Origin of the sequence: Desertibaculum subflavum (assembly GCA_003576705.1) — a bacterium.
Taxonomy (GTDB): domain Bacteria; phylum Pseudomonadota; class Alphaproteobacteria; order Ferrovibrionales; family Ferrovibrionaceae; genus Desertibaculum; species Desertibaculum subflavum.
This window is the reverse complement of sequence record QOZS01000046.1, coordinates 18,530-45,023: the sequence shown is the minus strand read 5'-3', so window position 1 is coordinate 45,023 and position 26,494 is coordinate 18,530. Positions and strand designations below refer to the sequence as shown.

Genomic DNA, 26,494 nt, shown 5'->3' with positions numbered 1-26,494 from the left:
CGGTCAAGGCGCCGGCAGCCGCGCCCGCGCCGGCGCCGAGGCCGGCGCCGCTCAGGGCGCGGTCGCCGGTGCTGCTGCCGCAGGCAGCGAGGCCGAGCGCCAGGCCGGAGATCACAACCGTGCTGGTGAACAGGCGTCGCATGGGTCGCTCCTTCGTTTCGGATGGCACCGTCGACATGGTCGGCGGCGGTTGGGCGTTAAACGTGGCGTGTCCGTGGCGGTTCCGCGGCATGTGGATTGCCGTCAAACCGGCGGGGCGCGGCCGCGCACCAGGTGCACGACCAGCGAGATCGCGAAGACGAGCAGGAAGACGAAGCAGAGGACCTGGGCGATCCACAACGAGGCCGACGCCACGCCGCCGAACCCGAGCAGGCCGGCGATGATCGCCAGCACCAGGAATGTCAGAGCCCATCCCAGCATCGCAAGACCTCCTTCTCCGCGAGAATCACTCGCGTCCGCCCAGCGCCCGCAGCATCCAGGCGAACTCCTCGTGCTTGCCGATCCGGGCGGTCAGCATGTCGGCAGTGAACACGTCATCCACACGGTCCGCCTCTTCGACCGCGTGCCGCAGACTGCGGGCCACCGTCTGATGGTCCTTGATGAGCGTTTCGAGCATCTGCGCCGCTTCCGGGTCGCCGCTCGCTTCCTTCACTTCGGCGAGGTCGAGGAATTTCGCGAGCGTGTTGGGCGCCAGAAAGCCGATGGCGCGAATGCGTTCCGCCACCTCGTCGATCGCCGCGCCGAGATCTTCGTACTGCGCCTCCGTCATCTTGTGGATGGCGTAGAACAGCGGGCCGCGGACATTCCAGTGGAAGCCCTGGATCTTGGCATACAGGACGTAGGTATCGGCGAGCGCCTGGCTGAGCAGCTCGGCCAATCGCGCTCGGTCCTCGCGGTCGATGCCGATCGCGACGGGTATCCGCTCCTTGGGCTCCTTGGCGGCGGTTGCGGGCATCAGGGATCACCTCCGAACGATTCCGTGGGAGCGGGTTGACGCGCCGGTGGCCGGCCGCACCCGCCTCTCGCGGACAACGCCGCAGATGCGAGCCGGTTCCCATGGCCGCCGGGTCAATGCCCCGCGGGGTCCTCAATCGGAGGCGGATCCCTCGTCGGCGGCGGGGGACGGACCGCTCGCCGGAAACGGTATGGCGGGGAGATCGACGCGGATGACCGTACCCGCCGCGTCGTCGATGGTCAGCGCGCCGCCGAGCTGGCGGGCATAGCCGACCATCAGCTGGTTGCCGAGGCTGCCCTCGGCCGCCTCGTGCTGCTCGACCGATCCCCGCTCTACGCCGCCGACCCCGTCGTCGGCGATGATCAGTGTCGCCCCGCCGGCAGGCGATCGCTCCATGCGGATGGTGACCTGGCCGATATGCCGGCGCGGGAACGCGTGCTTGAAGGCATTGCTGAGTGCTTCGGTCACCAGCAGCGCGAGGGTCACGGCCGTCTCCGCCGGGACGAAGATCGGCGGTACGACGACCGACATCCGGATGTGTCGCTCGCGCGCATCGAGGAATTCGGCCACCTGGTCGGCCAAGGTGCGCAGGAAGCCGCTCAGCTCCACCTGCTGCATCTCGTCGGTCTCGTACAGGGTGCGGTGAATGAGGGCGAGGGCGTTGACGCGGTTGCGCACCGTCAACATGGCGTCGCGCGCGGCCCCGTCCCGGATGCCGCGCATCTGCAGGTTCAGCAGGCTGGCGATGATCTGCAGGTTGTTCTTCACCCGATGATGGATCTCCTTGATCAGCGTCTCGCGGTGTTCGAGGGCGTCGCGGAGATCGGCGTTGCGCTCGCGTATGGTGGCCATCATGCGGCGCAGCGAGGTCGCGAGCTGCTGCAGCTCGCGCGGCGCATCGCTGAGCTGCTCGTCCGGGTCGACGGTGCGGCCCGCCGCGATCGAGGCGGCATGTTCGCGCACGCGCAGCACCCAGCGCACGATCAGACGGTCTGCCGCCGTCCAGGCGGTCGCCACGGCGGCGACCCAGATCAGCGCGGGTAGTCCGAGCCCCAGGAGCAGTTGGAAATTGAGCTGCTGGCTGATCAGGTGGCGCGGTTGACCGAGAGCCACGTAAAGGGCGCCGCCGGCCAGGGGGACGACGGCCCACTCGCTGCGCTGGCCGACGACGATCCTGCCGTCCGTCGACCTGGGCGGCGCCTGATCCGCGAAGGCCTGCATCAGTGCCTTCTCGCCGGAGAAGCCGCCCTGCTGCTTACCGGAACCCTCGAATGGAAAGATGCGACCGGAATGGTCGATCAGCGCGAGCATGCCGGCGCTTGCGCCTGCATTCTCCCCTGCATTCTCCGGCGTGTCGTCGCTGCGGAGCGGCGGCGCCGTCATTCGATCCCAGGGTATGCTCACCGCGATCACGCCGGTGACGGCGCCGGCACGCGACCGTAGGGGTGCGGAAGCCACCAGGATCGTGTTGTGGGTGACGCGGCTGGCCAAGGGCTGACTGACGAAGAAGTCGGCGCCCGTCGTGGCGGCCTGAAACCAGTCGCGGTCGGTCATGGTCACTGCCGGGTCGACCGGCTGGCTCGAGCACGCGATGCGCCCGTCGACGTCCAGAATCAGCAGAGTCTGGAAGTCCGCATTCCGCGCCAGCGCGTTGCGCAGGTTTTTCTGGCAGGTTTCGCCCTGCAAGGGCTCCGCACCGAGCAACTCGGCCAATGTCTTGAGCAGTCCGCGTGCGCCGTGGACAAGCTCCTCGCGCTCGGTCGCAATCAGCTTGGCCCGCTGCAGCAGAAGACGTTGCAGGCTGTGGCGTTGATCGTAGTAGTCATAGACGGCCTTGCCCCAGGCGATCAGTACCGGGGGAACCAGAACGAGCGAGAACAGAAGAACCAGTCTGGCGCGGAGCGATCGCCCGAAGAGGCGTGCGAAGCCCAGTCTCATCCCGCAAGTGCCTCGCCCGCAGGGGATTCACGCGGCATCGCTGCTCTTGGCCGAAGCCGCGCGCGGCGCATTCTCGGCGTCGGCGTGCGACCCGTTCTCGTTGCGCTCGGGCGGCGTACCGCCGAGATCGGCGACCAGGGCCCGCCTGGCGCGCGAAACGCGGCTCTTCATCGTGCCGATGGCACAGCCGCAGATCTTTGCGGCCTCCTCGTACGAGAACCCGCTCGCGCCGATCAGCACGAGAGCTTCGCATTGTTCCGCCGGCAGGCGCTCCAGAGCGCGCTGCAGGTCGTCCAGATCGACGCCTTCCTCCTGCGAGGGCGGTACGGCAACGTTGCGCGCATAGATCTCATCGGGATCTTCCACTTCCCGGATGCTCTTGCGCAGGCCGCTGTAGAATGCGTTCCGCAGGATGGTGAAGAGCCAGGCCTTCAGATTGGTGCCGGGCGTGAAGCTTTTCCGATTGGCCCAGGCCCGCAACAGGGTCTCCTGCGCCAGGTCGTCGGCGAGATCGGCCCGGCCCGAAAGCGAACGCGCGAAGGCGCGCAGCGCCGGCACGGCTTCGAGCAGTTCGCTCTTGAAGTCGAACCTGGCGGAACGGGCCGTGGCGTTCGGCCGATCGGTCTCCGGCGACAAGGGATCCATCAAGCACAAGCCTTCTTGAGACGAACGACTAGGGTTGCTCTTCCGCCTTGGGCGGGCGCGCTGGCCCTGCGGAGGCGTCACTCTGCTCGTCGACCTGTTCGTCGAGCCGGCTCAGCAGCTCGCGAAACTTGTCCGGGATGGGTTCGTTGACCGTTCCCTGGTAAAGCCGCCGCAAGCCCCGCCCCAGCCAATCGGAGCCATTGCGCCCGCCGGGCGCCGGCTGCCCGTCGCGGGTCGTGGCGCGGTGAGCCCCGGCGGCCGTAGCCTCGGAAGCCTCCGTCGGTTCGCTGGCCATTTCACGTCCTTGTTCCACTCGCTTGCCCACTTCGACACCCTCATCGACCGAGGCATGTTCAACCATGCAATCTTGCCTGACTTTTCAGGCGCCTCGCCCCCGCTGCGGCAGGCCGTTCCTTCGGGCAACGTCCATCGCGGCGTCGCCTCGCTTGCGTTTCCCCCAGCCGCGCTGGCCGACGCTCGTTGTAACTCCGCGAGACGACAATCGTTCCCGTGCCCGGGAACTTTTTGCGCTGCCGTCCGTTTACCGCACTACGGAGCGGGGCGGAGCGCCTGATATCCTGCCGGATTTCTATCCTACGTTGTATATAATCGAGATAGAGCAATCGGACGACGGGGATCGAAAGATAGGGATTTGGCAATGGAGCTCGCCCGGCAAGCCGCATCCAAGGGGATCTCGTGACAAAACTCGCTGTCCAACGGAGAGAGAATCTGATGTCGCGCTCGGAGAGCATAACTCCGCACCTGCCGCTGCTGCGTCGCTATGCGCGGGCCCTGACGGGAAGCCAGGAAAGCGGTGACGCGTTCGTTATCGCCACGCTCGAAGCGGCGCTGGCCGACCCGGAATCTCTCAACGCCGACAAATCACCGCGCGTGGCGTTGTATACGGCGTTCACGAGGATCCTGAGCAGCGCCAGCGTTCGCGGTGCCGACCCGGATGACGCGGAAACCGATGGTGAGCGGCTGGCCCAGTCCCGCCTCGGAGTCGTGGGGCCGGAGGCACGGCAGGCCCTGCTCCTCACCACGTTGGAGGAATTCACGCCGGAACAGGCGGGCATCGTCCTCGGTCGGACGCCGGAGGAGGTTTGCGCGCTGGTGGCATCCGCCATGAGCGAGATCACCAAGGACATCCGTACCGACGTCCTGATCATCGAGGACGAAACCGTCATCGCGCTCGACCTCGCGGCGATCGTCGAGGATATGGGGCACTCGGTCTCCCACATCGCCATCAGCCGCAGCGATGCCGTGAAGGCAGCCCGCCGCCGGCAGCCCGGTCTGATCCTGGCCGATATCCAGCTCGCCGACGACAGCTCCGGCATCGACGCCGTCAAGGACATCCTCGCCGACGTGCAGGTGCCGGCGATCTTCATCACCGCCTATCCGGAACGCCTGCTGACCGGCGAGCGTCCGGAGCCGACCTTTCTGATCACCAAGCCGTTTCTGCCGGATTCCGTGCGCGCCGCCATCGGGCAGGCGCTGTTCTTCCAGCCGAAGGCGCGGGAAACGGCTGCCGCGAAGGGCTGAAGCGACCGCATAGCAAGCGGGGAGGAAAGCCCGGTACCGGAGCGCCCCGAAGAGCGCTCCGGTTCGCGGCTTATATCTTGCGCATCCAGTCGTTCACCTGCTGCTCGGCCTCCTCCTTGGTCAGTCCGTAGCGCTCCTGGATACGGCCGGCCAGCTCGTTCTGCTTGCCCTGGACGACATCGAGATCGTCATTGGTGAGCTTGCCCCATTGCTGCTGCACCTTGCCCTTGACCTGCTTCCAGTTGCCGGACACCTGATCCCAATTCATGGTCCACTCTCCAATCGTTCTGTCGCGCCGGCTGGCGCTCCCGATGGAAACCCCGAAAGACAGGGGTTGGTTGCTGCGCCTAGTTCAACGTCCGCATTAGCGGAGTACGATCCAGAGCGCCCAGGCGATGGCGAGCGCCAGAACCGTCCCGGCCAGCGAAACCGAGAGCACCCGCCGTATGCGGCCGGAAGTCTCTCCGGCGCGGGCCTGTTGGGTGTTCAGGACGGTGCGGGGCTCCGGCCGGATGTCTGCCCGGTCTTCCACCATGATCGCTAGACCCGTCCCGTGAGCATCAGGATGACGAGGATCAGCACCACGAGGCCGAGTCCGCCGCTCGGCCCATAGCCCCAGCCGCGGCTGTACGGCCAGGCCGGGATCGACCCGACCAGGATGAGAACCAGAATAATGAGCAGGATGGTTGTCAGCATCGCGTCGCTCCGCAAAGGTCACGATGCGTGAAACTCTTTTGCCCGGGAACCGGTTCCCGCGCCGCGGCAACGACCGGCCAGCTTCCAGCCGGACTACCAGACCGCCGTCTCGTTCATGGTGGAGACATGGGCGTTGATCACCTTCCAGCCGAGGCCGGGGAAGCGGACCCAGGTTTGGCTTTGCCTTCCGATCAGGTCGCGCCCGCGCACCTTGAATTCCAGGTTGATGGTGGCGATGTCGCGGCCGAGCGTCAGGATCTCCAGCCGGATGCGCTTCTCCTTGATGCCGGGCCCCGGCGGCCGCGCGACGCGATGGCCGTGGATCGCCGCGAAGCCATAGCCGTTCTCGTGCAGGGCATAGCGGATGGTGTGCGGGCTGTCCCAGAAGGCGGCGTCCAGCACGTCGACATCCTTGTCGATCAGCGCCTGTTCATAGCGCTCGAACAGGTCACGCAGCTCGGCGACGACTTCGGGAATGTTCGGGGTCAGATCGTTCATCGCGGCTCTTCCATCGCTTGCGCGACCGCCACCAGCATGGCGTCGCTGCCATGCCCGCCCAGGATCGAGAGCCCGACGGGCAGGCCGTCCACCATCGCGCCCGGCAGGCTCACCTGCGGCACGCCGGTCAGGCCGCCATGGGCACAGAGGCAAGTGATGCGGTCGCGCAGCGGATCGAGCACGGAGAGCGCCTGGCCCTTCCGCGGGGCCGGGAACGGCGTGGTCGGCAGGCAGAGGATGGTGCCGGGCGGCAGAAGGTAGGCGAGCCGGGCGCGCGCCTCCTGGCGCATCAGTCGCGCCCAGCTCTGCTCCGCGGCCGGAATCATCGAGCCCAGCACCAGGCCGCGGGCGACGCCGAAGGCGAAGCGCGGGTTGTCGCGGTCGATCCAGTTCTTGAAGGTCGCCCAGGCCTCGGCCGGCTGCAGGGTGCGCTGGGCGCGGGCCCAGACCGAGAGCCCCTGCGGCGCCAGCAGGTCCTCGCGCGTCTCCCCGATCAGTCGGGAGAGGCGGTCGACCATCGGCTGCAGCGCCGCCGCCACTTCGGGATCGGCGAAGCCGAAGGCATCGACGGCGACGACCAGCCGCTTCGGCAGCTGCGCCGCGATCGGCTCGCGCAGCAGTACCGACGAAACCCGCGCGAAGGTCGCCGCATCGCGGGCGAACCAGCCGGTGGTGTCCGAGCTCGGCGCCTGCGGCATCATCCCTTCGACCGGCAGCCGGCCATGCGTCGGCCGGATGCCGTAGAGACCGCAAAAGCTCGACGGCACCCGCACCGACCCGCCGGTATCGGTGCCGAGCGCGGTGTCGCAGATCCCCTGCGCGACGGCCGAGGCCGAGCCCGAGGACGAGCCGCCCGGGACGCGGTCCGGTGCCTTTGGGTTGAGCGGGGTGCCGTCGAAGGCGCTCTCGCCCAGGATGCCGAGCGAGACTTCGTCGGTGATGGTCTTGCCGATCAGCTCGGCGCCGGCATCCAGCAGCGTCTGCACCGCCCAGGCATGCTTCGTCGGCACGGGATTGGTCCGCGCCCAATCGTGGTTGCCGCCGCCGGTCGGGAAGCCGGCGACATCGAACAGGTCCTTGGCGGCGAAGCTGAGGCCGGCGAGCGGCCCGCCCGGCCGGCCGGCGATGCGGGCGCGCGGTCCCGGTACGAAGGGTTCGGTCATCCGCTCAGGATGGCCATGCCGTGACTTCCAGCCAAGTGCTCTGATAGGTGGCGCCTTCGCCCATATCGGTGAAGCGGTCGGAGCAAAGCATGTTGATGGTGCCGTCCACCGCCTCGTCGTCCGGGCGCTGGCCGGGCACCAGCACCACGCCGGGCCGCACCTCGCCGCTCACCTTCAATTTCAGGCCGATGGCGCCGCGGCCGTTCTCGAGGCGCACCTTCTGCCCATCCGTGAGATTGCGCTTCGCCGCGTCCTCGGGATGCAGCACGCAGAACGGCGCGCCTTCGCGCTCGCGCAGGAACTTCACGCCGGTGAAAGCGGTATGCGCCTGGAAATAGCCGGGCGCGGTGAGCAGGCGGAGCGGCCAGCGCGGCGCTTCCTCTGCCTCGACCGGATCCGGCTCCCAATCGGGCAGCGGCGGCAGGCCCTGTTTCGCCAGCGCGTCGGAATAGATCTCGAGCTTGCCCGAAGGCGTGCGGAATTCCTGCGGACCCTTGGGCGCGATGCTGATCGGGGTGGCGCGCAGCACCTCGGCCGGGTCGATGCCGACGGTCGTGGCGCCGCTGATGCCGCGGAACAGCTCGCGCACGATCTCGGGCGCGCTCATGCCGAACACGGCATCGCCGAGCCCCATGCGCTTCGCCAGCGCCTGGGCGACCTGCAGGTTCGACCGGGCTTCGCCCTGCGGCGCCACCGCGCGCGGGCCGTACTGCATGTAATAGGCGCCGTAAGCGCGGTAGAGATCGTCGGTCTCCAGATAGACCGACGCCGGCAGCACGATATCGGCATAGCGCGCGGTGACCGAGAGGAAGGGATCGTGCACCACGGTGAACAGATCTTCGCGCGCCAGGCCGCGGCGCACCTTGTGCACGTCCGGACAGGTGACGGCCGGGTTGTTGGCGGCGATGAACAACCCGCGGATCGGCGGGTCCCGCATTTCCAGCAGCGCCTCGCCGAGGCGGAGATGGTTGACCATCCGCGTCGCCGCCGGGCCGGAGGGTTTGCGCACGGCGTTGTAGTTGAGGTCGCAGGTGGCGGCGGTGAGCAGCAGCGCGCCGCCGCCCGGCTTGCCATAGGCGCCGGTCAGGCCGGGCAGGATGGCGACCGCGCGCAGCGCCTGGCCGCCATGGGTGAGCCGCGTCATGCCCTCGCCGAGGCGGATGAAGGAGGCCTTGGCCTTGCCGTACATCGCTGCCAGCTGCTCGACGTCCGCGACCGCGATGCCGGCGATCTCGGCCACCCGCGCCGGCGCGAAGCGCGGCAGCACCTCGGCCGACAGGCGATCGAAGCCGACCGTCTGCGCGGCGATATAGGCGCGGTCCAGCAGGCCGTCGCGTTCCAGGATATGGGCGATGCCAAGCGCCAGCGCGGCGTCCGCGCCGATCTTGATCTGCAGGTGCCAGTCGGCCGCCTGGGCGGTGCGGCTGCGCCGCGGATCGATGACGACGATCTTCGCACCCTTCTTGCGCGCCTCCTCGGCCTTGGCCCAGAAATGCACGTTGGTCGCCATCAGGTCGGCGCCCCAGCCGATGATCAGGTCGGATTGCGCCACCGCTTCCGGATCGGCGCCGCCGATCGGACCCAATGTCGCGTCCCACGCCGCCTCGCAGCAGGTGTCGCAGACGGTGCCGCCCATCAACCGGCTGGTGCCGAGCGCGTGGAACAACCCGTTGACCAGGCCGCGGTTCATCAGGCCCTGATGGGCGCTGTAGGCATAGCCGAGCAAGGCGAGCGGGCCGCTCTCGGCGATGATCGCTTTCCAGCGGGCGGTGATCTCGTCCAGCGCCGCATTCCAGGTGATCGGCACGAACTTGCCCGCGCCCTTCGGCCCGGTGCGGCGGAGCGGGGTGGCCAGTCGCTCTGGCGAATGCACCAGCTCCACATCGCGGTTGACCTTGGCGCAGGCGAAGCCGGCGGTCAGCGGCTGATCGGGATCGCCCTCGATCTTCACCACCCGGCCCTGATCGACATGGGCGATCAGCGAGCACATGTCCGGGCAATCATGCGCACAGACGACTTTCACCTGGTTCACGCGACACCCCTCCTGCGGGCAAGCGTCCGACCGCGCCCGTTGCTACGACCGCCGAGGTTACAAGCAATTTTCCGACCAATCCGCGCAAACCGATGGGGCCAAACCGGCCGGCAGAGGAAAGCGGGGTGCTGACCTCTTCAGTAGTGGAATTCGGCGATCACGATCCGGTTCTCGGCTCTCGGCCAGCTCTGCACGGCGAAGCTCTCCAGATTGAAGCGAACCGGAACGCCACGGGCCGCTCCTTCCGGCAGAATGATGCGCCCGGTTGACGCACCGGGCACGCCCTTGTTGACGCCTTCCGGCACCGCGCCGTCGATCAGGAAGACATCGCGGCCGTGACCGAAATAGCCGCGCGGACGGCTGATGTAGACGACGCTGCCGGCGGCTTCCTCGCCCTTGCCGAAGCGCGCCGGACGCAGATGCAGGATGTTGCTGCCCCGCGGGAAGGGCGAGCGATAGATGTGGGTGATCGGCTGGCTCGGCACCTCGACGACGAATTCGAGATAGGTATCCGTCGGGGTTGTGAACGGACCCCAGGCGCCGCCGGCGCCGGTGGTCTTGGTGAACATCGCCTCGCCGAGCCGCTTCCCGCTGCGCGGGTCGACGGCGTGGATCGTGACCTTGGCCCCAGCGACGCCGACATTGTCGAAGCTTCCGCCGGTCAGGCCGGTTACGTTGCCGTTCAGCACCGCCGCGGCTTCGGGAAGGATCTCCACCCGGTCAGGCAGCCGCCCGGTGATGAAGCGATAGGTGTGCACAAAGGCCACCGGCGCGTACGACACCTCGCGGTGATCCAGGCCGGCCAGGGCGACGTTCTCGGCGCCCTTGAGCGCCGGCGCATCGAAAGAGATACCGGTTGGCTTGCCGGCCATGCCAATGAAGCGGCCGTCCGGCTGGGCATATTTGTCGTCCTTCTCGGACCGGAGCGTCATGAACTTCACGCCGGCAACCACCTCGTCAGGGCCATCGTTCAACTGCCGCATGAAGTCGGAAGCACCGTTGAACTCGCTGCCTACCAATACTGTATCGGAGATGATCACGCCGCGATTCACGCCGCCGCCGAGGACGACATGCGAGACATGATCGCTGCCACCGCCGTTCTTGACGTAGTTGCGGATGGTGTTGGCGCCGCGCGAATTGCCGACCAGGGCCACCTTGGCCGCGCCAGTCTTCTGCTTCACGTCGGCGACGAAATCGGCGAGCTGCTGCATCGCCTCGGCGGCGGAGGTGCGCCCCTCCTGCGGCTTGGCGTCGACGCTGCGGGCAGATGGGTATCTGAGATCGATGGCATGCAGCCGGTCGCGCGCATAGCCATTCGATTCGAAACGCCAGATCTGCGCGATCCAGAGCGCCGCCGTATCGCCGTTGCCATGCACGAACACCACCGGCGGGTCGTTCGCCTGGCCGAGAGCGAAAGACGGCAGGCACGCGGCCAGCGCCAGTGCCAGAACGTGACGGCGCAGCAGTCGAAGCATGGGAAGTCCTCCCTTTGTTATCCTTGGCTTCCGCGCCGGCATGCTAGCGCTGCGGGCAGCGTGCCGCCACGGGCGGACGGATCACGATTGTGCGCGGCGGGCCGGGATTCGCCGGCAGGGTGGAGAAGATGCTGAAGGTGTTGTCGCGCGCCATGGCCGTCATATTGATAGGTCTGGCGTTTCCCGCCGCCGGCGCCGATGTCGCCGTCCGCGGCGAGCTGATCGTGGTCGACGGACGGCCCTTCGTCGCCCGCGGCGCCGCGGGCGAGCGCCGGCTCGACCTGCTGAAGCAGCTCGGCGCCACCGCGGTGCGCACCTACGGCAACGAGACGGCGGCGGTGCTGGACGAAGCGGGGCGCCTGGGTCTCAAGGTGATCGCCGGCTTCTGGCTGGAGCATCCCCGACGCGGCTTCGACTACGGGAATGCCGCGCAGGTGGCGGCGCAGAACGCGGCGCTGGAGCGTTTCGTGCGCGCGCACAAGGACCATCCGGCGCTGCTGCTCTGGGGCCTCGGCAACGAGGTGGAGGCCGAGCTCGCCGACGACGCGGTCGTGTGGCCGGCAATCGAGGCGGCGGCACGGCTGGTGAAGGCCATCGATCCGCGGCATCCGACCATGTCGGTGATCGCCGAGGCCGGCAATGGCAAGGTCGCCAAGTTGATGCGACAGGCGCCGAGCATCGACGTGCTCGGCGTCAATTCCTACGGTCCGGCCTTGCCGAGCCTGGCCGCCCGGGTGCGCGAGCAGGGCTGGCGCGGCCCGCTGCTGGTGACCGAGCTTGGCCCGCTCGGTCAGTGGCAGGCGGGCAACACGCCCTGGGGCGCCGCGATCGAGCCGTCGAGCACCGAGAAGGCGGTGCTGCTGCGCCGCTATCTCGGCGCCCTGATGCCGGCGACCCAGGGGCAGCTCGTCTTCTATTGGGGCCAGAAGCAGGAAGTGACGCCGACCTGGCACAGCCTGCTGCTGCCGGGCGGCGAATGGACCGGGACGGCGGAGGCGATGGCCGCGGCCTGGGGCGGCACCACGCCTGGCGGCAACCGCGCGCCGCGCATCCGCAAGCTCGCCTTCACCGCGGGTGACAGCCGCCCGGCCGGCAGCCCGGCACGTGCCGAACTCGCGGCCGACGATCCCGACGGCGATGCGCTCGCGGCCGAATGGGTGGTCATGGCGGAGAGCACCGATCTTCGCAAAGCGGGCGATGCCGAAAGCGTGCCGCGGAGCTTCCCGGGCGCCGTTCTCGGCGGTGGTCCGGCGGGTGTCACCGTCGCCGGCCTCGCGCCGGGGCGCTACCGCCTGTTCCTGACCCTGCGCGACGGAAGGGGTGCCGCCGCCACCGCGAACCTGCCGTTCGAGCTGCGGTAACGGCCGGCCCTACCAGCGCAAGGTCACGTTGGCACCGACATGGCGGCCCGGCTGGGCGAACAGGCCGCGATTGGCAGCGGTCGAGGACAGGCCCACGACATCCTGAGCGATGTAGTACTTCGCGTCGAACAGGTTGAACATGCCGACATTGACCGTCAGGGTCGGCAGGATCTCGAAGAAGGCCGTCAGGTCCACCACGGTGTAGCTCGGCGCCTTGAAGTAGCTGTTCTGGCTGGTGCGGTCGTGCCGCCAGGCATGCATCACGGTCAGCTCGCCGCCGAATCCCTCCGGATTGCTGTAGCGCAATCCGCCGACCACGCGGAACGGATCGACGGAATCGATCGGCGTGCGGGTTTCTTCATTCTGGCCGTGGGCGTAGGCGGCGCTGCCGATCAGCGACCATTCCGGCATGAAGCGCCATTCGCCCCGGAACTCGGCGCCGTAGATGGTGACGCGCGGGATGTTCTGCGACTGGAACTGCTGCAAGCCGCCGCCGCTGATGCCGACGAACACGCTTTCGATGAAATCGGTGTAGCGGTTGTAGAAGCCGGCCAGGCTGAAGCTCGATCCGTCGCCGAACCGTCCGCGGATGCCGGCCTCGACGCCGTCGCTCTCCTCCGGCTTCAGGTTGCCGTTCGGCAGGATCTCGTAGCCGAAGGCCGGATTGCTGAAGCCGAAATTGGCATCGTCGTAGGGTGGCGCGCGGAAGCCGTGCGCGTACTGCCCGAACAGGGTGAACTGGTCGGTCATCGCATAGGTCAATCCGAGCTTGGGCGAGACGGCGACCTCGCTGAGCTCGTCGATCGTGAAATTCGTCACGTTGGAATTGGCGAACTTCTGATCGGGCTTGGGCTTAAGATGGTAGTAGTCGACGCGCACGGCCGGCAGGATGGTGAAGCGGCCGGCGCTGATCTTGTCCTGCACATAGGCGCCGACCAGCAGCGTCTCGGTATCGGGGAAATTCTTGTTCGGGAAGGTCTCGCCGGCGATCACCTTGGTCGTGACGCCGGTGCCGAGGTTGGTTTGAAAGCGGTCGCGCGGCCGGCTCGTCGTGGTGAAGTCGGCGCTGAGCCCATAGGTGAAGTCGTTCGGCACGCCGCCGAATTCCGTCCGGCTGATGAACTGCGCCTCCGTCCCGTAGATGTTCTGGTGGAAGTCCAGATCGGTGAAGCGATAGAGATTGCCGGATCGGAACTGCTTGTTGACCTCCTGGCGGTCGAGGATGGTGACGTAGGCGAGCAGCCGCGTGGTGTCGACGAAGCCGAACGGCTCGTCATGCGTCCAGTCGAGGCTGAGGCGGACGCGCTGATTGGTATCCTCGTTGTTCGAGGCGAGGACGGTGGCGCTTTCCTCGGTCCGAACCTTGGTGTCGGTATCCTTCATCGTGAATTCGCCGATCAGCCGCAGCGTGTCGACGTCGGTCGCCGCCAGGAGCAGCTTGCCGAGGATGTTGTTGACGTCGTAGCTCTGCGGATTGGCCGACTTGTCGCCGCCGGGATCGACTTCCTGGCCGTCGCGCCGGGTGTAGAGCAGCAGCGCCTGCACCTTGCCGGCGCGGCCGGCGCCGGTCAGCGTCTCGGAGAAGCTGGTATCGGCGCCGTTGAAGGCGGTCTTGACGCTGCCATAGATGTCCTTGCCGACGAGGTCGAGATAATCGCTCGGGTCTTTGGTGACATAGGCGACGACGCCGCCGAGCGCGTCGCTGCCATAGAGCGCCGAAGCGGGCCCGCGGACGATCTCGATCCGCTTGACGTTCTCCAGGTCGACGAAGTCGCGCGTATAGGTGCCGGCGCCGGCATTGGTGCCGGGATAGTCCGGCACGCGCACGTCGTCGATCTGCAGCCGGACGCGGTTCCCGCCGACGCCGCGGATCGTGTAGTTGGTGGCGCCGGTGCGGCCCGGGTTGTTGCCGATGGAGACGCCGGGCTCGTAGCGGATGGCATCGCGCGGCGATTGCGCGTTGCGCCGCTCCAGGTCCTCGGCGTCGATGACGGATGCGGTGCCGGGCACGTCGAACAGCGTCTCCGGCGAGCGCGTCACGGTGACGGTCACCGCGTCCAGCTCGGTCACCGGCGGCTTGCGCACCGGGCCCTTGGGCGGCGCGCTCTCCGGGGCCCGCTCAGCCGGCTCGGTCTGGCTCTGCCCGGCCGGCGGGTCGGCGGTTTGCCCCAGGGCGAGCGCGGCCGGCAGGCCGGCCAGCGCGCTCGCGGCAAGCAGAAGCGGAATGTGTCGAACGGCCATCGCCAGAAACCCCCGGTTGGCAGGAGACAATCTGGCTGGCAGGGGCGGGACGAGGCCGCCGGCTGGCTCGATCGCGTTGAGATGCGGAACGGGGCGAGGGAAGAGCTGTCCGTCGTGCAGCCCGGGCCACCCGCCGCCGTTGCGAATGCGTCGCATTAAGCTTCTAAGGCCGTTCACGAATTCGTGCAAGGGGCCTGTCACGGATCAAGTCGGCTCCGAACCCCGCGCCGTTCGTGGCTTGCCGGCGCACCGCGAGGCGAAGTGCCGCTTTGCGGCTATACTCCGCGAAACAGGGGAGGGTGCCGCAATGGGCCGCATACTGTTCCGCGACGTGTCGATCATCGACGGGACCGGCAAGGCGCCGTTCGCCGGCGATCTGCTGGTCGAAGGCAACCGCATCAAGGCGGTCGCGCCGCGCGGCGCCGCCATGGCGGCCGGCGACGCCGAGATCGTCGAGGGGCGCGGCGCCACCGTGATGCCGGGCCTGATCGAGCCGCATGCGCATCCGAGCTTCTGCAACACCGAGACGATCGAAGGGCTCGGCGCCATCCCACCGGAGGAGCACACGCTGCTGACGGCCAGGTACTGCCGCGAGCTTCTCGATGCCGGCTTCACTTCGATCCACAGCGCGGCGGCCGCAAAGCCCCGGCTCGACGTCGCGGTGCGCAACGCGATCAATGCCGGCGACATTCCGGGGCCCCGCATGCTCGCCGCGTCGCCCGAAATGACCATCACCGGCGGTCTCGGCGATGTCCGCCTGCACCATCTGCACCGCGACACCTTCGGCTATATCTGCGACGGCGAGGAAGAGTTCCGCAAGGCGGCGCGGCTGTTCGTCCGCGAAGGCGTCGACACCTTGAAGATCAACCCGTCCGGCGACGAAGGCGTGCCGTCGGCCCGCGCGCGCCACACCGTAATGACCGAGGCGGAGGTCGCCGCCGTCTGCGAGGTGGCGCGGAGCCGCGAGAAGCGGGTCGCCGCGCATGCGCGCACCGCCGAATCGGTCAAGATGTGTCTGCGCCACGGCGTCGAGATCATCTATCACGCGACGCTCGCCGACGAAGAGGCGCTCGACATGCTGGAGGCGGCGAAGGACCGCGTCTTCGTCGCCCCGACGCTCGGCCTGACCTGGATGACGCTCAAGGTCGAGCGGCCGTTCCGCGCCGATCTGCCCGTCGATGTGCGGCGGACGCTGGAATTCGAGCTGGAGAACGGCGCCGCGAACATGCGCTCGCTGCTCAAGCGCGGCGTGCGCGTGATGCCGGGCGGCGATTACGGCTTCTCCTGGAATCCGATTCCGAGCAATGCCCGCGACATCGAGCATTTCGTCAACTTGCTCGGCATGAGCCCGCTCGAGGCGATCGTCAGCGCTACCAAATGGGGCGGCGAGATCATGCTGCGCGGCGATGAGCTCGGGCAGGTCAAGGAGGGCTTCCTCGCCGATCTGCTGCTGGTGGACGGCGATCCCTCGAAGGACGTCCGCATCCTGCAGGACCGCGACCGGCTGCTCGCCATCATGCAGGACGGCCGGTTCCGCAAGCGTCCGCCGATGCAGGGCCAGTCGCAGCGGGTCGCGGCTGAGTAGCGCGCGAAGAAGGGTTCCGGCCTCCTGTCGTTGATGCTAGAAGGCATGCAGAACGACAGGGAGGAAACAATGATCAGTCGTCGTGCTGTGATCGGGACCGGACTCTGCCTTGCGCTGGCAGCGCCAATTGCCGCGCAGGCCAAGGACATCAAACTGCCGGGCACCTTGGTCTGGACCGCCTACGATGTCGGCTCGTCCGGCTACGCGCAGGCGGTCGGCGTCGGCAGCGTGCTGAAAAACAAGATCGGCACCAATCTGCGTGTGCTGCCGGGCAAGAACGACGTGTCGCGGCTCGCGCCGCTGCGCGAGAACACGGCGCAGTTCACCGCCACGGGCTCGGACTCGATCTACGCGCAGGAGGCCGTCTTCACCTTCGGCGAGAAGGAATGGGGCCCGCAGCCGATCCGCCTCGTGCTGCTGAACTATTCCGACGGCGCCGCGGTCGCGCTGGCAACGGCCGCCGATGCCGGCATCAAGACCCTGCAGGACGTGAAGGGCAAGCGCGTCGCCTGGATTCGCGGCGCGCCGGCGCTGAACCAGGCCGTCACCTGCATGCTCGCCTTCGCCGGCCTGACCTGGAACGACGTGAAGAAGGTGGAGTTCGGCGGCCATGGCCCGGCGGTGGAGGGCATCATCAACAACGAGGTCGATGCCTTCAACAACGCGACCTTCTCGGCGCTGAACCAGAAGATCGCCGCTTCGCCGCGCGGCATCTTCTACCCGACCGTGCCGCATAACGACGAGGCGGGCTGGAAGCGCCTCAAGGATGTCGTGCCCTGGTACGAGAAGGCGATCGCCACCGAAGGCATCGGCATCAAGAAGGAAGGCCAGGAGATGGCCAATGTCGCCTATCCGGTGCTGGCGACGATGGACCGCACGGCCGAGGACACCGTCTACAACATGATCAAGGCGATGCACCTCTACTACGACGAATACAAGGCGAGCGCGCCGGGCGGCAATGGCTGGGACATGAAGCGGCAGAAGTTCAGCCAGTTCGTGCCGTATCACCCGGGCGCGGTGAAGTACTACAAGGAGATCGGCGCCTGGCCGGCCGGGCAGGACGCGGTGCAGCAGAGGACGCTCGCCCGCCAGAAGGCGCTGATCGATGCCTGGGCCGCCTATGTGAAGAGCGCGCCGTCCGACAAGGAGGCGTTCAAGCAGGGCTGGGTCAAGGCCCGGGCCGAGGCGCTCAAGGCCAAGAGCCAGTCGGTGGTGTTCGACACCTGGTGAGGAAGCGGCGCGGCCGGCCCACCCGGCCGCGCCTCTCTCCCGCGTGATCTGAGCGCCGACCGGCAAGGAGCATGCCGCTATGACCGATCGCTTGGTGGTCCGCGACGAGGACCTGCCGGATTACGACCTCGCGCGCACGCGCACGCTGCCCAGGCTTTGGCAGTACGTCATCGTCGTCGCCACCCTGGTCTCGGTCTTCCTGGCGCTGAACCAGATCTTCTCCTGGCGCTTCTTCGCCGGCATCACCCTGCTCGATACGCAGTATCTATATGCGATCACCGGGCTGATGTTCGCCATGGTGTTCATCGTCTTCCCCTCGCATGCACGGCAGCGGCGGGATTTCGTGCCCTGGTTCGATGCGGCCCTGTTCGTCCTGGCGCTCGGCGTCGGCAGCTATTTCTTCGCCAATGCGGAGCTGATCCTCGACCAGGCCTGGGAATATGCCGCGCCGGAGCACGGCAAGTGGGTCAGCCTCGTCATGTGGGCGCTGGTGCTGGAGGCCGGGCGGCGCACCGGCGGCTGGCCGATCTTCTTCATCGTGCTGATCATTTCGCTCTACCCGACCTACGCGCATCTGATGCCGTCTGTGATCAGCGGCGTGAACCAGGATCTGCTGAACACGGCGGCGTTCCATATGTTCAGCGCCGAGAGCCTGCTCGGCATCCCGATGCGCGCCTTCGCCTCGCTGGTCTTCGGCTTCCTGATCTTCGGCGTCGCGCTGCAATATACCGGCGCCGGCCAGTTCTTCATCAACATCGCCTTCTCGCTGCTCGGCACCGTGCGCGGCGGGCCGGCGAAGGTGGCGATCTTCTCGTCGGGCTTGTTCGGTTCCATGTCGGGCGGGCCGGTCACCAACGTGCTGACCACCGGCACGCTGACCATCCCGGCGATGCAGAAGATCGGCTTTTCGCCGCGCTATGCCGCGGGTGTGGAGGCCTGCGCCTCCACCGGCGGCGTGCTGATGCCGCCGATCATGGGCGCCACGGCGTTCGTGATGGCGAACTTCCTGCAGATTTCCTATGTCGAGGTGGCGCTGGCCGCCGTCGTGCCGTCGCTGCTCTATTATTTCGGCCTGTTCGTGCAGATCGATGCCTATTCCGCCCGCCAGGGCCTGAAGGGCATGCGCAAGGAGGAGCTGCCCGGCGTCTGGCAGGTGCTGAAGGGCGGCTGGTACTACGTCTTCGTCTTCGGCCTGCTGATCTACATGCTGATCCATCTGCAGCAGGAGGCGCGGGCGCCGTTCTATGCCACGCTCCTGCTGCTGGTGATCAACCAGCTCAATCCCGAGCACCGGCTGACCTGGGCCAAGCTCGCCAAGTTCGTCTTCGCCACCGGATTTCTGCTGGCGGAGCTCGCCGGCACCTTGGCCGCCATCGGGCTGATCGTCGGCGCGCTGGTCGTGACCGGCATGGTCGGCACCATCACCAACGATCTCGTTTTCCTTGCCGGCAACAACACGCTTGTGCTGCTGATCATGGGGGCCATCACCTGCTTCATCCTGGGTATGGGGATGACGGTCACCGCCGCCTATATCTTCCTCGCCATCATCCTGGCGCCGGCGTTGATCAAGGTGGGGCTCGACCCGCTCGCCGTGCACATGTTCCTGCTCTATTGGGGCATGCTCAGCTTCATCACGCCGCCGGTGGCGCTGGCCGCCTTCGCCGGGGCCTCGATCGCCAAGACCGATCCGATGGCGACCGGGTTCGAGGCGATGCGGCTCGGCACCATCATCTACTTCATCCCGTTCTTCTTCGTCTTCAACCCGGCGCTGCTGCTGATCGGCGATGTCGGCGAGATCCTGATCGTCTGCTCCTCCGCCGTGGTCGGCGTCGTCCTGCTCAGCGCCGCCTTGCAGGGATACATGATCGGCGTCGGCAGCATCCTCGGCACCCCGCTCGGCTGGCTCAGCCGTGTCCTGCTGGCCGCGGGAGGCCTTGTCTTCGCCGTGCCGGGCGGCGACTTCACCGGCTTCAGCCATCTGCAGCTGACCCTGATCGCTGCCGCGCTGGCGGTGCCGGGCATCGTCCTGGCCCTTATGCAACGGGTACGCGCGCCGTCGGTTCGAGCGGCACCCGGCTGACCGTCGGGCTTGCGGCCAGCGCGGTTCCGCTGGTCAAATCGGCGGCAAGAGGGTTGGGGAGTGACGTCCATGCCGCGCTACCGTTCCTATACGACGACCCAGGGCAAGGGCCAGGCCGCCGCACGGGCGCTGTGGCGCGCCACCGGCACCGGCGAGAACGATTTCGACAAGCCGATCGTCGCCATCGCCAACTCCTTCACCCAGTTCGTGCCCGGCCACGTGCACCTGAAGGATCTCGGCCAGCTGGTGAAGGGCGAGATCGAGAAGGCCGGCGCCATGGCCAAGGAGTTCAACACCATCGCCGTCGATGACGGCATCGCCATGGGCCATGACGGCATGCTGTACAGCCTGCCGTCGCGCGAGCTGATCGCCGATGCGGTCGAGTACATGGTCAACGCGCATTGTGCCGACGCGCTGGTCTGCATCTCCAATTGCGACAAGATCACGCCCGGCATGCTGATGGCGGCGATGCGCCTCAACATTCCGACGCTCTTCGTCTCCGGCGGGCCGATGGAGGCCTCGAAGGTGACCGTCGGCGGCAAGGAGATGGTGATCGACGCGGTCGACGCGCTGGTCGCTGGCGGCAGCCCGACCATCGCCGCCGCCGATCTGAAGATCATGGAAGACAATGCCTGCCCGACCTGCGGGTCCTGCGCCGGCATGTTCACCGCTAATTCGATGAACTGCCTGGTCGAGGCGCTCGGCCTGGCGCTGCCCGGCAACGGCACCTTGCTGGCGACGCATGCGCGCCGCAAGCAGCTCTTCGTCGAGACCGGCCAGCGCATCGTCGAGCTGACGCGCCGCCATTACGAACTTGGCGAGACCGGCATGCTGCCGCGCAATGTCGCCAGCCGCCGCGCCTTCGAGAACGCCATGTGCATGGACATCGCCATGGGCGGCTCCACCAACACCATCCTGCACCTGCTCGCCGCCGCCTTCGAGGGCGAGATTGAGTTCGACATCAACGATATCGACCGGCTGTCCCGCAAGGTGCCGAACCTCTGCAAGGTCTCCCCGGCGGTGTCGCATTATCACGTGGAGGACGTGCACCGCGCCGGCGGCGTGCTCGGCATCCTGGGCGAGCTGGAGCGCGGCGGCCTGCTGCACGGCGACGTGACCGACGTGCTGGGCGACACCCTGGTCGACAAGCTGTCGCTCTGGGACGTGCGCCGCTCCAACAGCGAGGAGGTGCGCCGCTTCTACATGGCGGCGCCGGGGCGCCGGCGCATGCTCGAAGCCTTCGGGCAGAACGCGCACTATCCGGATCTCGACCTCGACCGCGCGGGCGGCTGCATCCGCGACATGGGGCACGCCTATTCGACCGATGGCGGCCTCGCCGTCCTGCACGGAAACATCGCCAAGGACGGCTGCATCGTGAAGACGGCCGGCGTCGATCCCTCGATCTGGAAGTTCCGGGGCAAGGCGAAGATCTTCGACAGCCAGAACGCCGCCGCCGCCGGCATCACTTCCGGCGAGGTGAAGGCGGGCGACGTGGTGGTGATTCGCTACGAAGGCCCGCGCGGCGGGCCCGGCATGCAGGAGATGCTGATGCCGACCAGCCTGCTCAAGGCCTTCAACCTGGCCAAGGTCTGCGCCCTGATCACCGACGGCCGCTTCTCCGGCGCCAGCTCCGGCCTCTCGGTCGGCCATATCTCGCCGGAAGCGGCCGAAGGCGGCGAAATCGGCCTGATCGAGCCGGACGACGAGATCGAGATCGACATTCCGGCCCGCCGCATCGAACTCATGGTGCCGGCGGCGGAGCTGGAGCGGCGCCGCGCCGCCATGAACGCGCGCGCCGATGGCGGCTGGCAGGCGGTCGGGCGCGCCCGCAAGGTCAGCCGGGCGTTGCGCGCCTACGCGGCGCTCGCGACCAGCGCGTCGAAGGGTGCCGTGCGCGACCCCGACCAGCTCACCCGGGGCTGACCTTTCCGTTTGTCATGCAATTGTTGCAGGACATCGCCGCCCCGACTTAGGATTGTTACAGCGCTTGCAGAGCGCGACCCGGAGGGGGGCGGTTTCGCATGTCGGCATTGCGACCACCGGGCCTGGGCCCCGTTATCGGACATACGACGGGCACCACTTCCCGTCTTTGGATTCAAGCCGCCGAGGTCAAGGAGGACGGGGTCACCCTGGAATCGAGCCGGCGCACCGTCGGCGTGCTCGGCGTGCTGACCGGCCGTGCGAGCAACCTCAAGGTCTCGCGCGCCTATTACTTCCGCCTCCAGCGCGAATTCGATCGCACCGGGACATTCGTGCTCGGCGCGGACGTATCGCTCGGCCGCTATCACACCGACGAAGCGGATGCGAAGCGGCTCGGCCTGCCGTTCCAGGCCGAGACGGCGGAGCCGTTGACGCCCAACACGGAATACCGCGTTCGCATGGCGACGCTGTCGATCGACGATCCGGCGCCGGATGACGAGAGCATCGCCGATGTCGAGCTCGCCCGGCGGCTGCCGCCGATCGACCACGTCAAGCACATGTTGCTCGGCCTCGATCCGTCGATCTGCGAGACGCTGCTCCACACCTTCCCGGAGCGCGGCAAGGTCCAGGACAAGCTGACCTTCCTGCTGGGCTCCTGCCGCTATCCCGGTCTGCTGTGGAAAGCCAAGGAGGCCGACAAGATCTTCGACCCGATGCAGCGGATGCTGGCGGAGGGCCAGTTCCCGGAGCGACCACGCTTCTCGCTGATGGTCGGCGACCAGATCTATGCCGACACGTTGAACCGCCTGATACCGATCGGGCTGGCCGACACCTACGAGGAGTTCCAGGAGCGCTATCAGAGCGCCTATGGCTCGCCGAACATGCGGCAGCTGCTCAAGACCGCGCCGACCTACATGACGCTCGACGACCACGAGATCGAGGATAACTGGTCGCAGGATCGCCTCTCCGACAACGGCAAGCACCAGCTCTTCAATCTCGCTATCGGCGCCTATATGAGCTACCAGTGGAGCCCGGGGCCGCGCAGCTGGGGCCGGCTGCTCTACTACCGCTTCAAATGCGCCGGCTATCCGTTCTTCGTGCTGGATACGCGCACGCAGCGGTTCAAGGACCAGACGGGCCTGCCCGACAATCATCTGCTCGGCCGGCCGCCGATCGATCCCGTCCATCCGGGTCAGCTGAAGCGCCTTCTCAAGTGGCTCAGCAAACAGCAGGCCAATTTCGGCAACGTTCCCAAGTTCGTCGGCTGCGCCAGCGTGTTCGCGCCCAACGCCATGGACGAGCGGTTGGACGATCCCGATCCCGCGAACTGGCTGACCGCCAATGCCAAGCGGCGTGACGGCAGCGATTCCTGGCCCGCCTATCCTCTGACGCGTCGCGCAATCCTGGATCACATCGTCGGCAACAACATCCAGAACGTCGTCTTCCTGACCGGCGACATCCACTGCGCGAACATCGCCGAACTGAGATTCGCCAAGGGTGGCAGGGCGCTGGATCTCCGCGCCTTCGACATCACGTCATCGGCGCTCTACTGGCCGTTCCCCTTCGCCAACGGAGATCCCAACAACTACGTCCACGATTCCACGCTGCCGAAACAGCGGGATCCATTCCCGATCGATGGCGGCGAGATGAACTACGTCGCCTGGGCCTTCACCCAGGAGGACAACTTCTGCCGCATCAGCGTCGACAAGAGGGCGGCGCGGCTCGATGTCACCTACCACGACACGAAGGGGCGACCCCTGCCGGTGGCTGATCCGTCCGGAACGCCGATTACGACGCACCAGCTTTCGCTCGCTCCCTGGTAACCGAGGAGGCCGATCCATGCCCGGCGGCATCGCGTTCGACGAAACCATGGAAGGCTGGTTCGCGCTCGGCGCGGCGACGCCGGAGGCGGGCGCCACGCAGGGCAAGCATGCCGGCACGCGGCTCGCCATGCATGCCAAGGTGAGCATCGACGATCTCGACCGCTTCATCGCCGAACCGGCGCATCCGGGCGCCCTGGCCGGCACCATCGACTTCCAGCCGATCGGCATCGGGCTCGCGGCGCCGAGCGGGCTGTTCCAGCTGTTCTCGCCGGGGCCGGGCGAGGACAGCCGCCGCATGGTCTACGAGCTCGGCTTCCGCGACCAGGGCCGGCCGCGCTATCTCGCCGGCGAGAAGCGGGTCCGCAACGAGGCCGGCGTCGATCTCTGGAAGGACACGACGACGCTTTACACCCGGCTGCACGACGGCACAGACGCGAAAGGCCCGGTGATCGGCGCCGGCATCCTGACGCTCGGCGTGCCGCAGCTGCTCGCGCTGGTGTCGACCATGAAGCCGATCAATGGTGGCGACCTGACGACGCTCGGCCGCTTCGGCATGTTCTTCTTCGGCGAGCTGTGGGAAGTCTACGCCCCGCATCTGAGCCGCAGGTAGTTTCATGGCCGGCTACGCCGCCATCGTCATCGGCTCGGGCTTCGGCGGCGCCGTGGCGGCCTGCCGGCTGGCCGAAGCGGGCGAGAAGGTGCTGGTGCTCGAACGTGGCAAGCGCTGGCGGACCGAGGACTTTCCCCGCGGCCCCGGCGACGACTGGCTGTTCGATGTCGACGAGCCCGAGAAGCAGCATGGCTGGATCGACCTCCGTCTGTTCCGGCGCATGGCGGTAGCGCAGGGCGCCGGGGTCGGCGGCGGCTCGCTGATCTACGCCAACATCTTCGTGCCGGCTGAGCGCTTCGCCTTCGATGCGGGCTGGCCGGCCGAGGTGACCTTCGATGCGATGGCACCGCACTACCGGCGCGCCGGCGACATGCTGGCGGTGGAAGAGGTGCCGGCGAACCAGCTGCCGCCGCGGGCGAAGCTGGTGCGCGAGGCGGCGGCGACGATCGGCGACGGCGCCCGCCTGCGCGCGCTGCCGCTGGCGGTGCGATTCGATTCCGCCTGGCATTACGGCCTCGACGACCCGCATGGCGAGCAGCACGCGAAGTTCGACACGAACCGCTTCGGCCGCCGCCAGGGCACCTGCATTCACTGCGGCTGCTGCGATCTCGGCTGCCCGGTTGCCGCCCGCAATTCCCTCGACCTCAACTATCTCGCCATGGCCGAGGACAAGGGCGCGGAGATCCGCCCGCTTTCGCTGGTCCGGGCCATCGAGCCCGTGATCGGCGGCGGCTACCGGGTCACCATCCTGCGGCTCGATACCGGCGTCACCATGACGGAGACGGCCGAGAAGGTGATCGTCGCCGCCGGTTCGCTCGGCTCGACCGAGCTGCTGCTGCGCTGCCGCGACGAGCACCGCACCTTGCCGCTTCTGTCGCCCCGGCTCGGCCATGGCTGGTGCGCCAACGGCGACTTCCTGACCCCGGCGCTCTATCCCGGCCGCGACGTTTCGCCGACGCGCGGGCCGACCATCACGACGGCGATCGACTATCTCGACGGCAGCGACCGCGGGCATCGCTACTTCGTGGAGGATGGCGGGTTTCCGGACGTGCTCGGCAACGCCCTGCAGGCCGCGCTCGGCCGTAACTTCACCGGCCGGCGCGTGCTCGACGGCTGGCGCGTCATGCTCTCCGGCCTGCTGCGCGGCCGCGACCCGGCCAGCTTCATCATGCCGTGGTTCGGCCAGGGCGTGGACCAGCCGGGCGGCGTCATGCGGCTCAAGCGCGGGTTGTTCGGCGGCGGGCTCGAGCTCGATCTCGACTACGACGTCGCAGGCTCCGAGGGCGTGGTGCAGGCGATGGTCGACCGCCACGAGCAGTTGAGCCGCGCCACCGGCGGCATTGCCGCCGTGCCGCCCACCTGGTCGCTGTTCCGCTACCTGGTGACGCCGCATCCGCTCGGCGGCTGCAATATGGGGACCAGCCGCGACGACGGCGTGGTCGACCATCGCGGCGAGGTGTTCGGCTATCCCGGCCTCTTTGTGATGGACGGCGCGGTCGTGCCGCGGGCGCTCGGCCTCAACCCGTCGCGCACCATCGCGGCCCTGGCCGAGCGCTGCATGCAGCTGATGCTGGCCTGAACAAGGAGGGGCGACGATGGACCGCGAGGTGCCGCTCTACACCCTCGAAGGCGTCCGTGACGCCGAGATCGCCACGCACTGGTTCTCGACCCAGGACGGGCTCGGCCTGTCGCTGCTGCGCTTCTGCCGCAAGCCGTCGAAGGACGTGGTGATGATCATCCACGGCCTCACCACCTCGTCCGACATGTTCATCCAGCCGGAGCACCAGAATCTGGTCAGCTATCTGCTCGAAAACGGCTTCAGCGATGTCTGGACGCTCGACTTCCGCATGAGCAACCGGCACGCCTACAACCTGACCCCGAGCGACTGGAGCATGGACGATTGTGCCGTGTTCGATCACCCGGCGGCGATCGCCAAGATCCGCGAGGTGGCGGGCGGCGACGTGGCGATCCACGTGATCTGCCACTGCCTCGGCTCGATGAGCTTCGTCATGTCGCTGTTCGGCGGCACCGTCACCGGCATCAGGTCCTGCATCGCCAATTCCGTCGCGCTGACGCCGCATGTGCCGACATGGTCGCGCATCAAGGGCACCATCTTCCCGTTCTTCATCGAACGCGTGCTGCAGCAGCCCTATGTCAGCCCGCGCTGGAGCGAGGATCCGCGCCTGACCATCGGCAAGGTGCTGTCGAAGGCCGTCTCGCTGTTCCATCGGGAATGCGACGTGCCGGCCTGCCACATGCTGTCCTTGATGTGGGGCACCGGCTGGCCGGCGCTCTATCTGCACGAGAACATGGATCCGGTGACGCATCGGCGCGGCGGCGATCTCTACGGCGCGGTCGGCCTCAACTATCACAAGCACGTCCTCAAGATGCTGGGGATGAACCACCGCACGGTGAAGATGAAGCCGGCCGATCCGCGCTATGCGGCCCTACCCGACAACTACATCGCCGGCGCCGCGGCGGTGCCGACGCCGGTCATGTTCATGACCGGCGAAATCAACCGCGTCTTCTCCGACAGCAACATCCACTGCCACAAGGCGCTGGAGGCGGTGGTGCCCGGCCGGCACGAGCTCGCCATCTTCCCGCGCTACGGCCACCAGGACGTGTTCATGGGCAAGAATGTCGCCCAGGACATCTTCCCCCGGCTGCTGACCTTCCTGAACCGCAACAAGGCGGCCTGAG

The 26,494-nt window shown here is 67.5% G+C and carries 23 protein-coding genes; 10 read left to right on the top strand and 13 right to left on the bottom strand.

What is annotated here, in order from left to right:
* Positions 1–243: 243 nt before the first annotated feature.
* From DT074_RS20975 to DT074_RS20955, 5 genes are all read right to left on the bottom strand, one after another.
* Complete coding sequence (locus tag DT074_RS20975; protein ID WP_119421823.1) at positions 244–420, bottom strand: DUF1328 domain-containing protein; 177 nt, start codon at positions 418–420, stop codon at positions 244–246.
* A gap of 25 nt (positions 421–445) precedes the next feature.
* Positions 446–955, bottom strand: a complete 510-nt coding sequence (locus DT074_RS20970) for a Dps family protein (RefSeq protein ID WP_119421822.1) — start codon at positions 953–955, stop codon at positions 446–448.
* A gap of 132 nt (positions 956–1,087) precedes the next feature.
* The gene (locus DT074_RS20965) at positions 1,088–2,893 is read right to left on the bottom strand and encodes a sensor histidine kinase (protein ID WP_119421821.1); all 1,806 of its coding nucleotides are present in this window, start codon (positions 2,891–2,893) and stop codon (positions 1,088–1,090) included.
* 27 nt (positions 2,894–2,920) lie between these two features.
* Positions 2,921–3,538 carry a sigma-70 family RNA polymerase sigma factor gene (locus tag DT074_RS20960; protein ID WP_119421820.1) on the bottom strand — a complete coding sequence of 206 codons (618 nt, stop codon included), beginning with the start codon at positions 3,536–3,538 and terminating at the stop codon, positions 2,921–2,923.
* A gap of 28 nt (positions 3,539–3,566) precedes the next feature.
* The gene (locus DT074_RS20955) at positions 3,567–3,899 is read right to left on the bottom strand and encodes a NepR family anti-sigma factor (protein WP_368744816.1); all 333 of its coding nucleotides are present in this window, start codon (positions 3,897–3,899) and stop codon (positions 3,567–3,569) included.
* Between the two features lie 371 nt (positions 3,900–4,270).
* Here DT074_RS20955 and DT074_RS20950 point away from each other — a divergent pair, with 371 nt between their 5' ends.
* A complete protein-coding gene (locus tag DT074_RS20950; protein WP_119421818.1) occupies positions 4,271–5,080 on the top strand; it encodes a response regulator in 810 nt (269 codons plus the stop codon).
* 70 nt (positions 5,081–5,150) lie between these two features.
* Here the strand turns inward: DT074_RS20950 and DT074_RS20945 are convergent, their stop codons facing one another.
* From DT074_RS20945 to DT074_RS20920, 7 genes are all read right to left on the bottom strand, one after another.
* On the bottom strand, positions 5,151–5,348 hold the full coding sequence (locus DT074_RS20945; protein ID WP_119421817.1) for a CsbD family protein: 198 nt from the start codon (positions 5,346–5,348) through the stop codon (positions 5,151–5,153).
* Positions 5,349–5,444: 96 nt separating this feature from the next.
* Positions 5,445–5,615 carry a hypothetical protein gene (locus DT074_RS28160; protein ID WP_162915061.1) on the bottom strand — a complete coding sequence of 57 codons (171 nt, stop codon included), beginning with the start codon at positions 5,613–5,615 and terminating at the stop codon, positions 5,445–5,447.
* 5 nt (positions 5,616–5,620) lie between these two features.
* Positions 5,621–5,776 carry a DUF3309 domain-containing protein gene (locus DT074_RS20940; protein WP_119421816.1) on the bottom strand — a complete coding sequence of 52 codons (156 nt, stop codon included), beginning with the start codon at positions 5,774–5,776 and terminating at the stop codon, positions 5,621–5,623.
* Positions 5,777–5,869: 93 nt separating this feature from the next.
* On the bottom strand, positions 5,870–6,274 hold the full coding sequence (locus tag DT074_RS20935) for an AtzH-like domain-containing protein (protein WP_119421815.1): 405 nt from the start codon (positions 6,272–6,274) through the stop codon (positions 5,870–5,872).
* Positions 6,271–7,437 carry an amidase gene (locus tag DT074_RS20930; protein WP_119421814.1) on the bottom strand — a complete coding sequence of 389 codons (1,167 nt, stop codon included), beginning with the start codon at positions 7,435–7,437 and terminating at the stop codon, positions 6,271–6,273. The genes DT074_RS20935 and DT074_RS20930 overlap by 4 nt, the downstream gene beginning before the upstream one ends.
* A gap of 4 nt (positions 7,438–7,441) precedes the next feature.
* Positions 7,442–9,469, bottom strand: a complete 2,028-nt coding sequence (locus DT074_RS20925; protein WP_162915060.1) for a molybdopterin-containing oxidoreductase family protein — start codon at positions 9,467–9,469, stop codon at positions 7,442–7,444.
* 137 nt (positions 9,470–9,606) lie between these two features.
* The gene (locus DT074_RS20920) at positions 9,607–10,944 is read right to left on the bottom strand and encodes an alpha/beta fold hydrolase (protein ID WP_119421812.1); all 1,338 of its coding nucleotides are present in this window, start codon (positions 10,942–10,944) and stop codon (positions 9,607–9,609) included.
* 128 nt (positions 10,945–11,072) lie between these two features.
* On the opposite strand from DT074_RS20920, the gene DT074_RS20915 reads away from it, so the two are divergent.
* Complete coding sequence (locus DT074_RS20915; RefSeq protein ID WP_119421826.1) at positions 11,073–12,305, top strand: glycoside hydrolase family 2 protein; 1,233 nt, start codon at positions 11,073–11,075, stop codon at positions 12,303–12,305.
* A gap of 9 nt (positions 12,306–12,314) precedes the next feature.
* Here the strand turns inward: DT074_RS20915 and DT074_RS20910 are convergent, their stop codons facing one another.
* Positions 12,315–14,546 (bottom strand): TonB-dependent hemoglobin/transferrin/lactoferrin family receptor, encoded by a 2,232-nt coding sequence (locus tag DT074_RS20910; RefSeq protein ID WP_162915059.1) that lies wholly within the window; start codon positions 14,544–14,546, stop codon positions 12,315–12,317.
* A gap of 307 nt (positions 14,547–14,853) precedes the next feature.
* Between DT074_RS20910 and DT074_RS20905 the strand changes: the two genes are divergently transcribed.
* The 8 genes from DT074_RS20905 (at position 14,854) to DT074_RS20870 (ending at position 26,493) form a co-directional block, all read left to right on the top strand.
* Positions 14,854–16,131 (top strand): metal-dependent hydrolase family protein, encoded by a 1,278-nt coding sequence (locus DT074_RS20905; RefSeq protein ID WP_119421810.1) that lies wholly within the window; start codon positions 14,854–14,856, stop codon positions 16,129–16,131.
* 69 nt (positions 16,132–16,200) lie between these two features.
* Complete coding sequence (locus DT074_RS20900; RefSeq protein ID WP_162915058.1) at positions 16,201–17,361, top strand: TAXI family TRAP transporter solute-binding subunit; 1,161 nt, start codon at positions 16,201–16,203, stop codon at positions 17,359–17,361.
* A 79-nt stretch (positions 17,362–17,440) separates the two neighbouring features.
* Complete coding sequence (locus tag DT074_RS20895; RefSeq protein WP_119421808.1) at positions 17,441–19,441, top strand: TRAP transporter permease; 2,001 nt, start codon at positions 17,441–17,443, stop codon at positions 19,439–19,441.
* A 69-nt stretch (positions 19,442–19,510) separates the two neighbouring features.
* Complete coding sequence (gene ilvD, locus DT074_RS20890) at positions 19,511–21,364, top strand: dihydroxy-acid dehydratase (RefSeq protein ID WP_119421807.1); 1,854 nt, start codon at positions 19,511–19,513, stop codon at positions 21,362–21,364.
* Positions 21,365–21,462: 98 nt separating this feature from the next.
* On the top strand, positions 21,463–23,184 hold the full coding sequence (locus DT074_RS20885; RefSeq protein ID WP_119421806.1) for an alkaline phosphatase D family protein: 1,722 nt from the start codon (positions 21,463–21,465) through the stop codon (positions 23,182–23,184).
* 16 nt (positions 23,185–23,200) lie between these two features.
* Entirely contained in the window at positions 23,201–23,794 is a 594-nt protein-coding gene (locus DT074_RS20880) for a hypothetical protein (protein ID WP_119421805.1), read from the top strand.
* A 4-nt stretch (positions 23,795–23,798) separates the two neighbouring features.
* The gene (locus DT074_RS20875; RefSeq protein ID WP_119421804.1) at positions 23,799–25,373 is read left to right on the top strand and encodes a GMC oxidoreductase; all 1,575 of its coding nucleotides are present in this window, start codon (positions 23,799–23,801) and stop codon (positions 25,371–25,373) included.
* 16 nt (positions 25,374–25,389) lie between these two features.
* Positions 25,390–26,493 carry an alpha/beta hydrolase family protein gene (locus DT074_RS20870; RefSeq protein WP_119421803.1) on the top strand — a complete coding sequence of 368 codons (1,104 nt, stop codon included), beginning with the start codon at positions 25,390–25,392 and terminating at the stop codon, positions 26,491–26,493.
* Position 26,494: the final 1 nt, after the last annotated feature.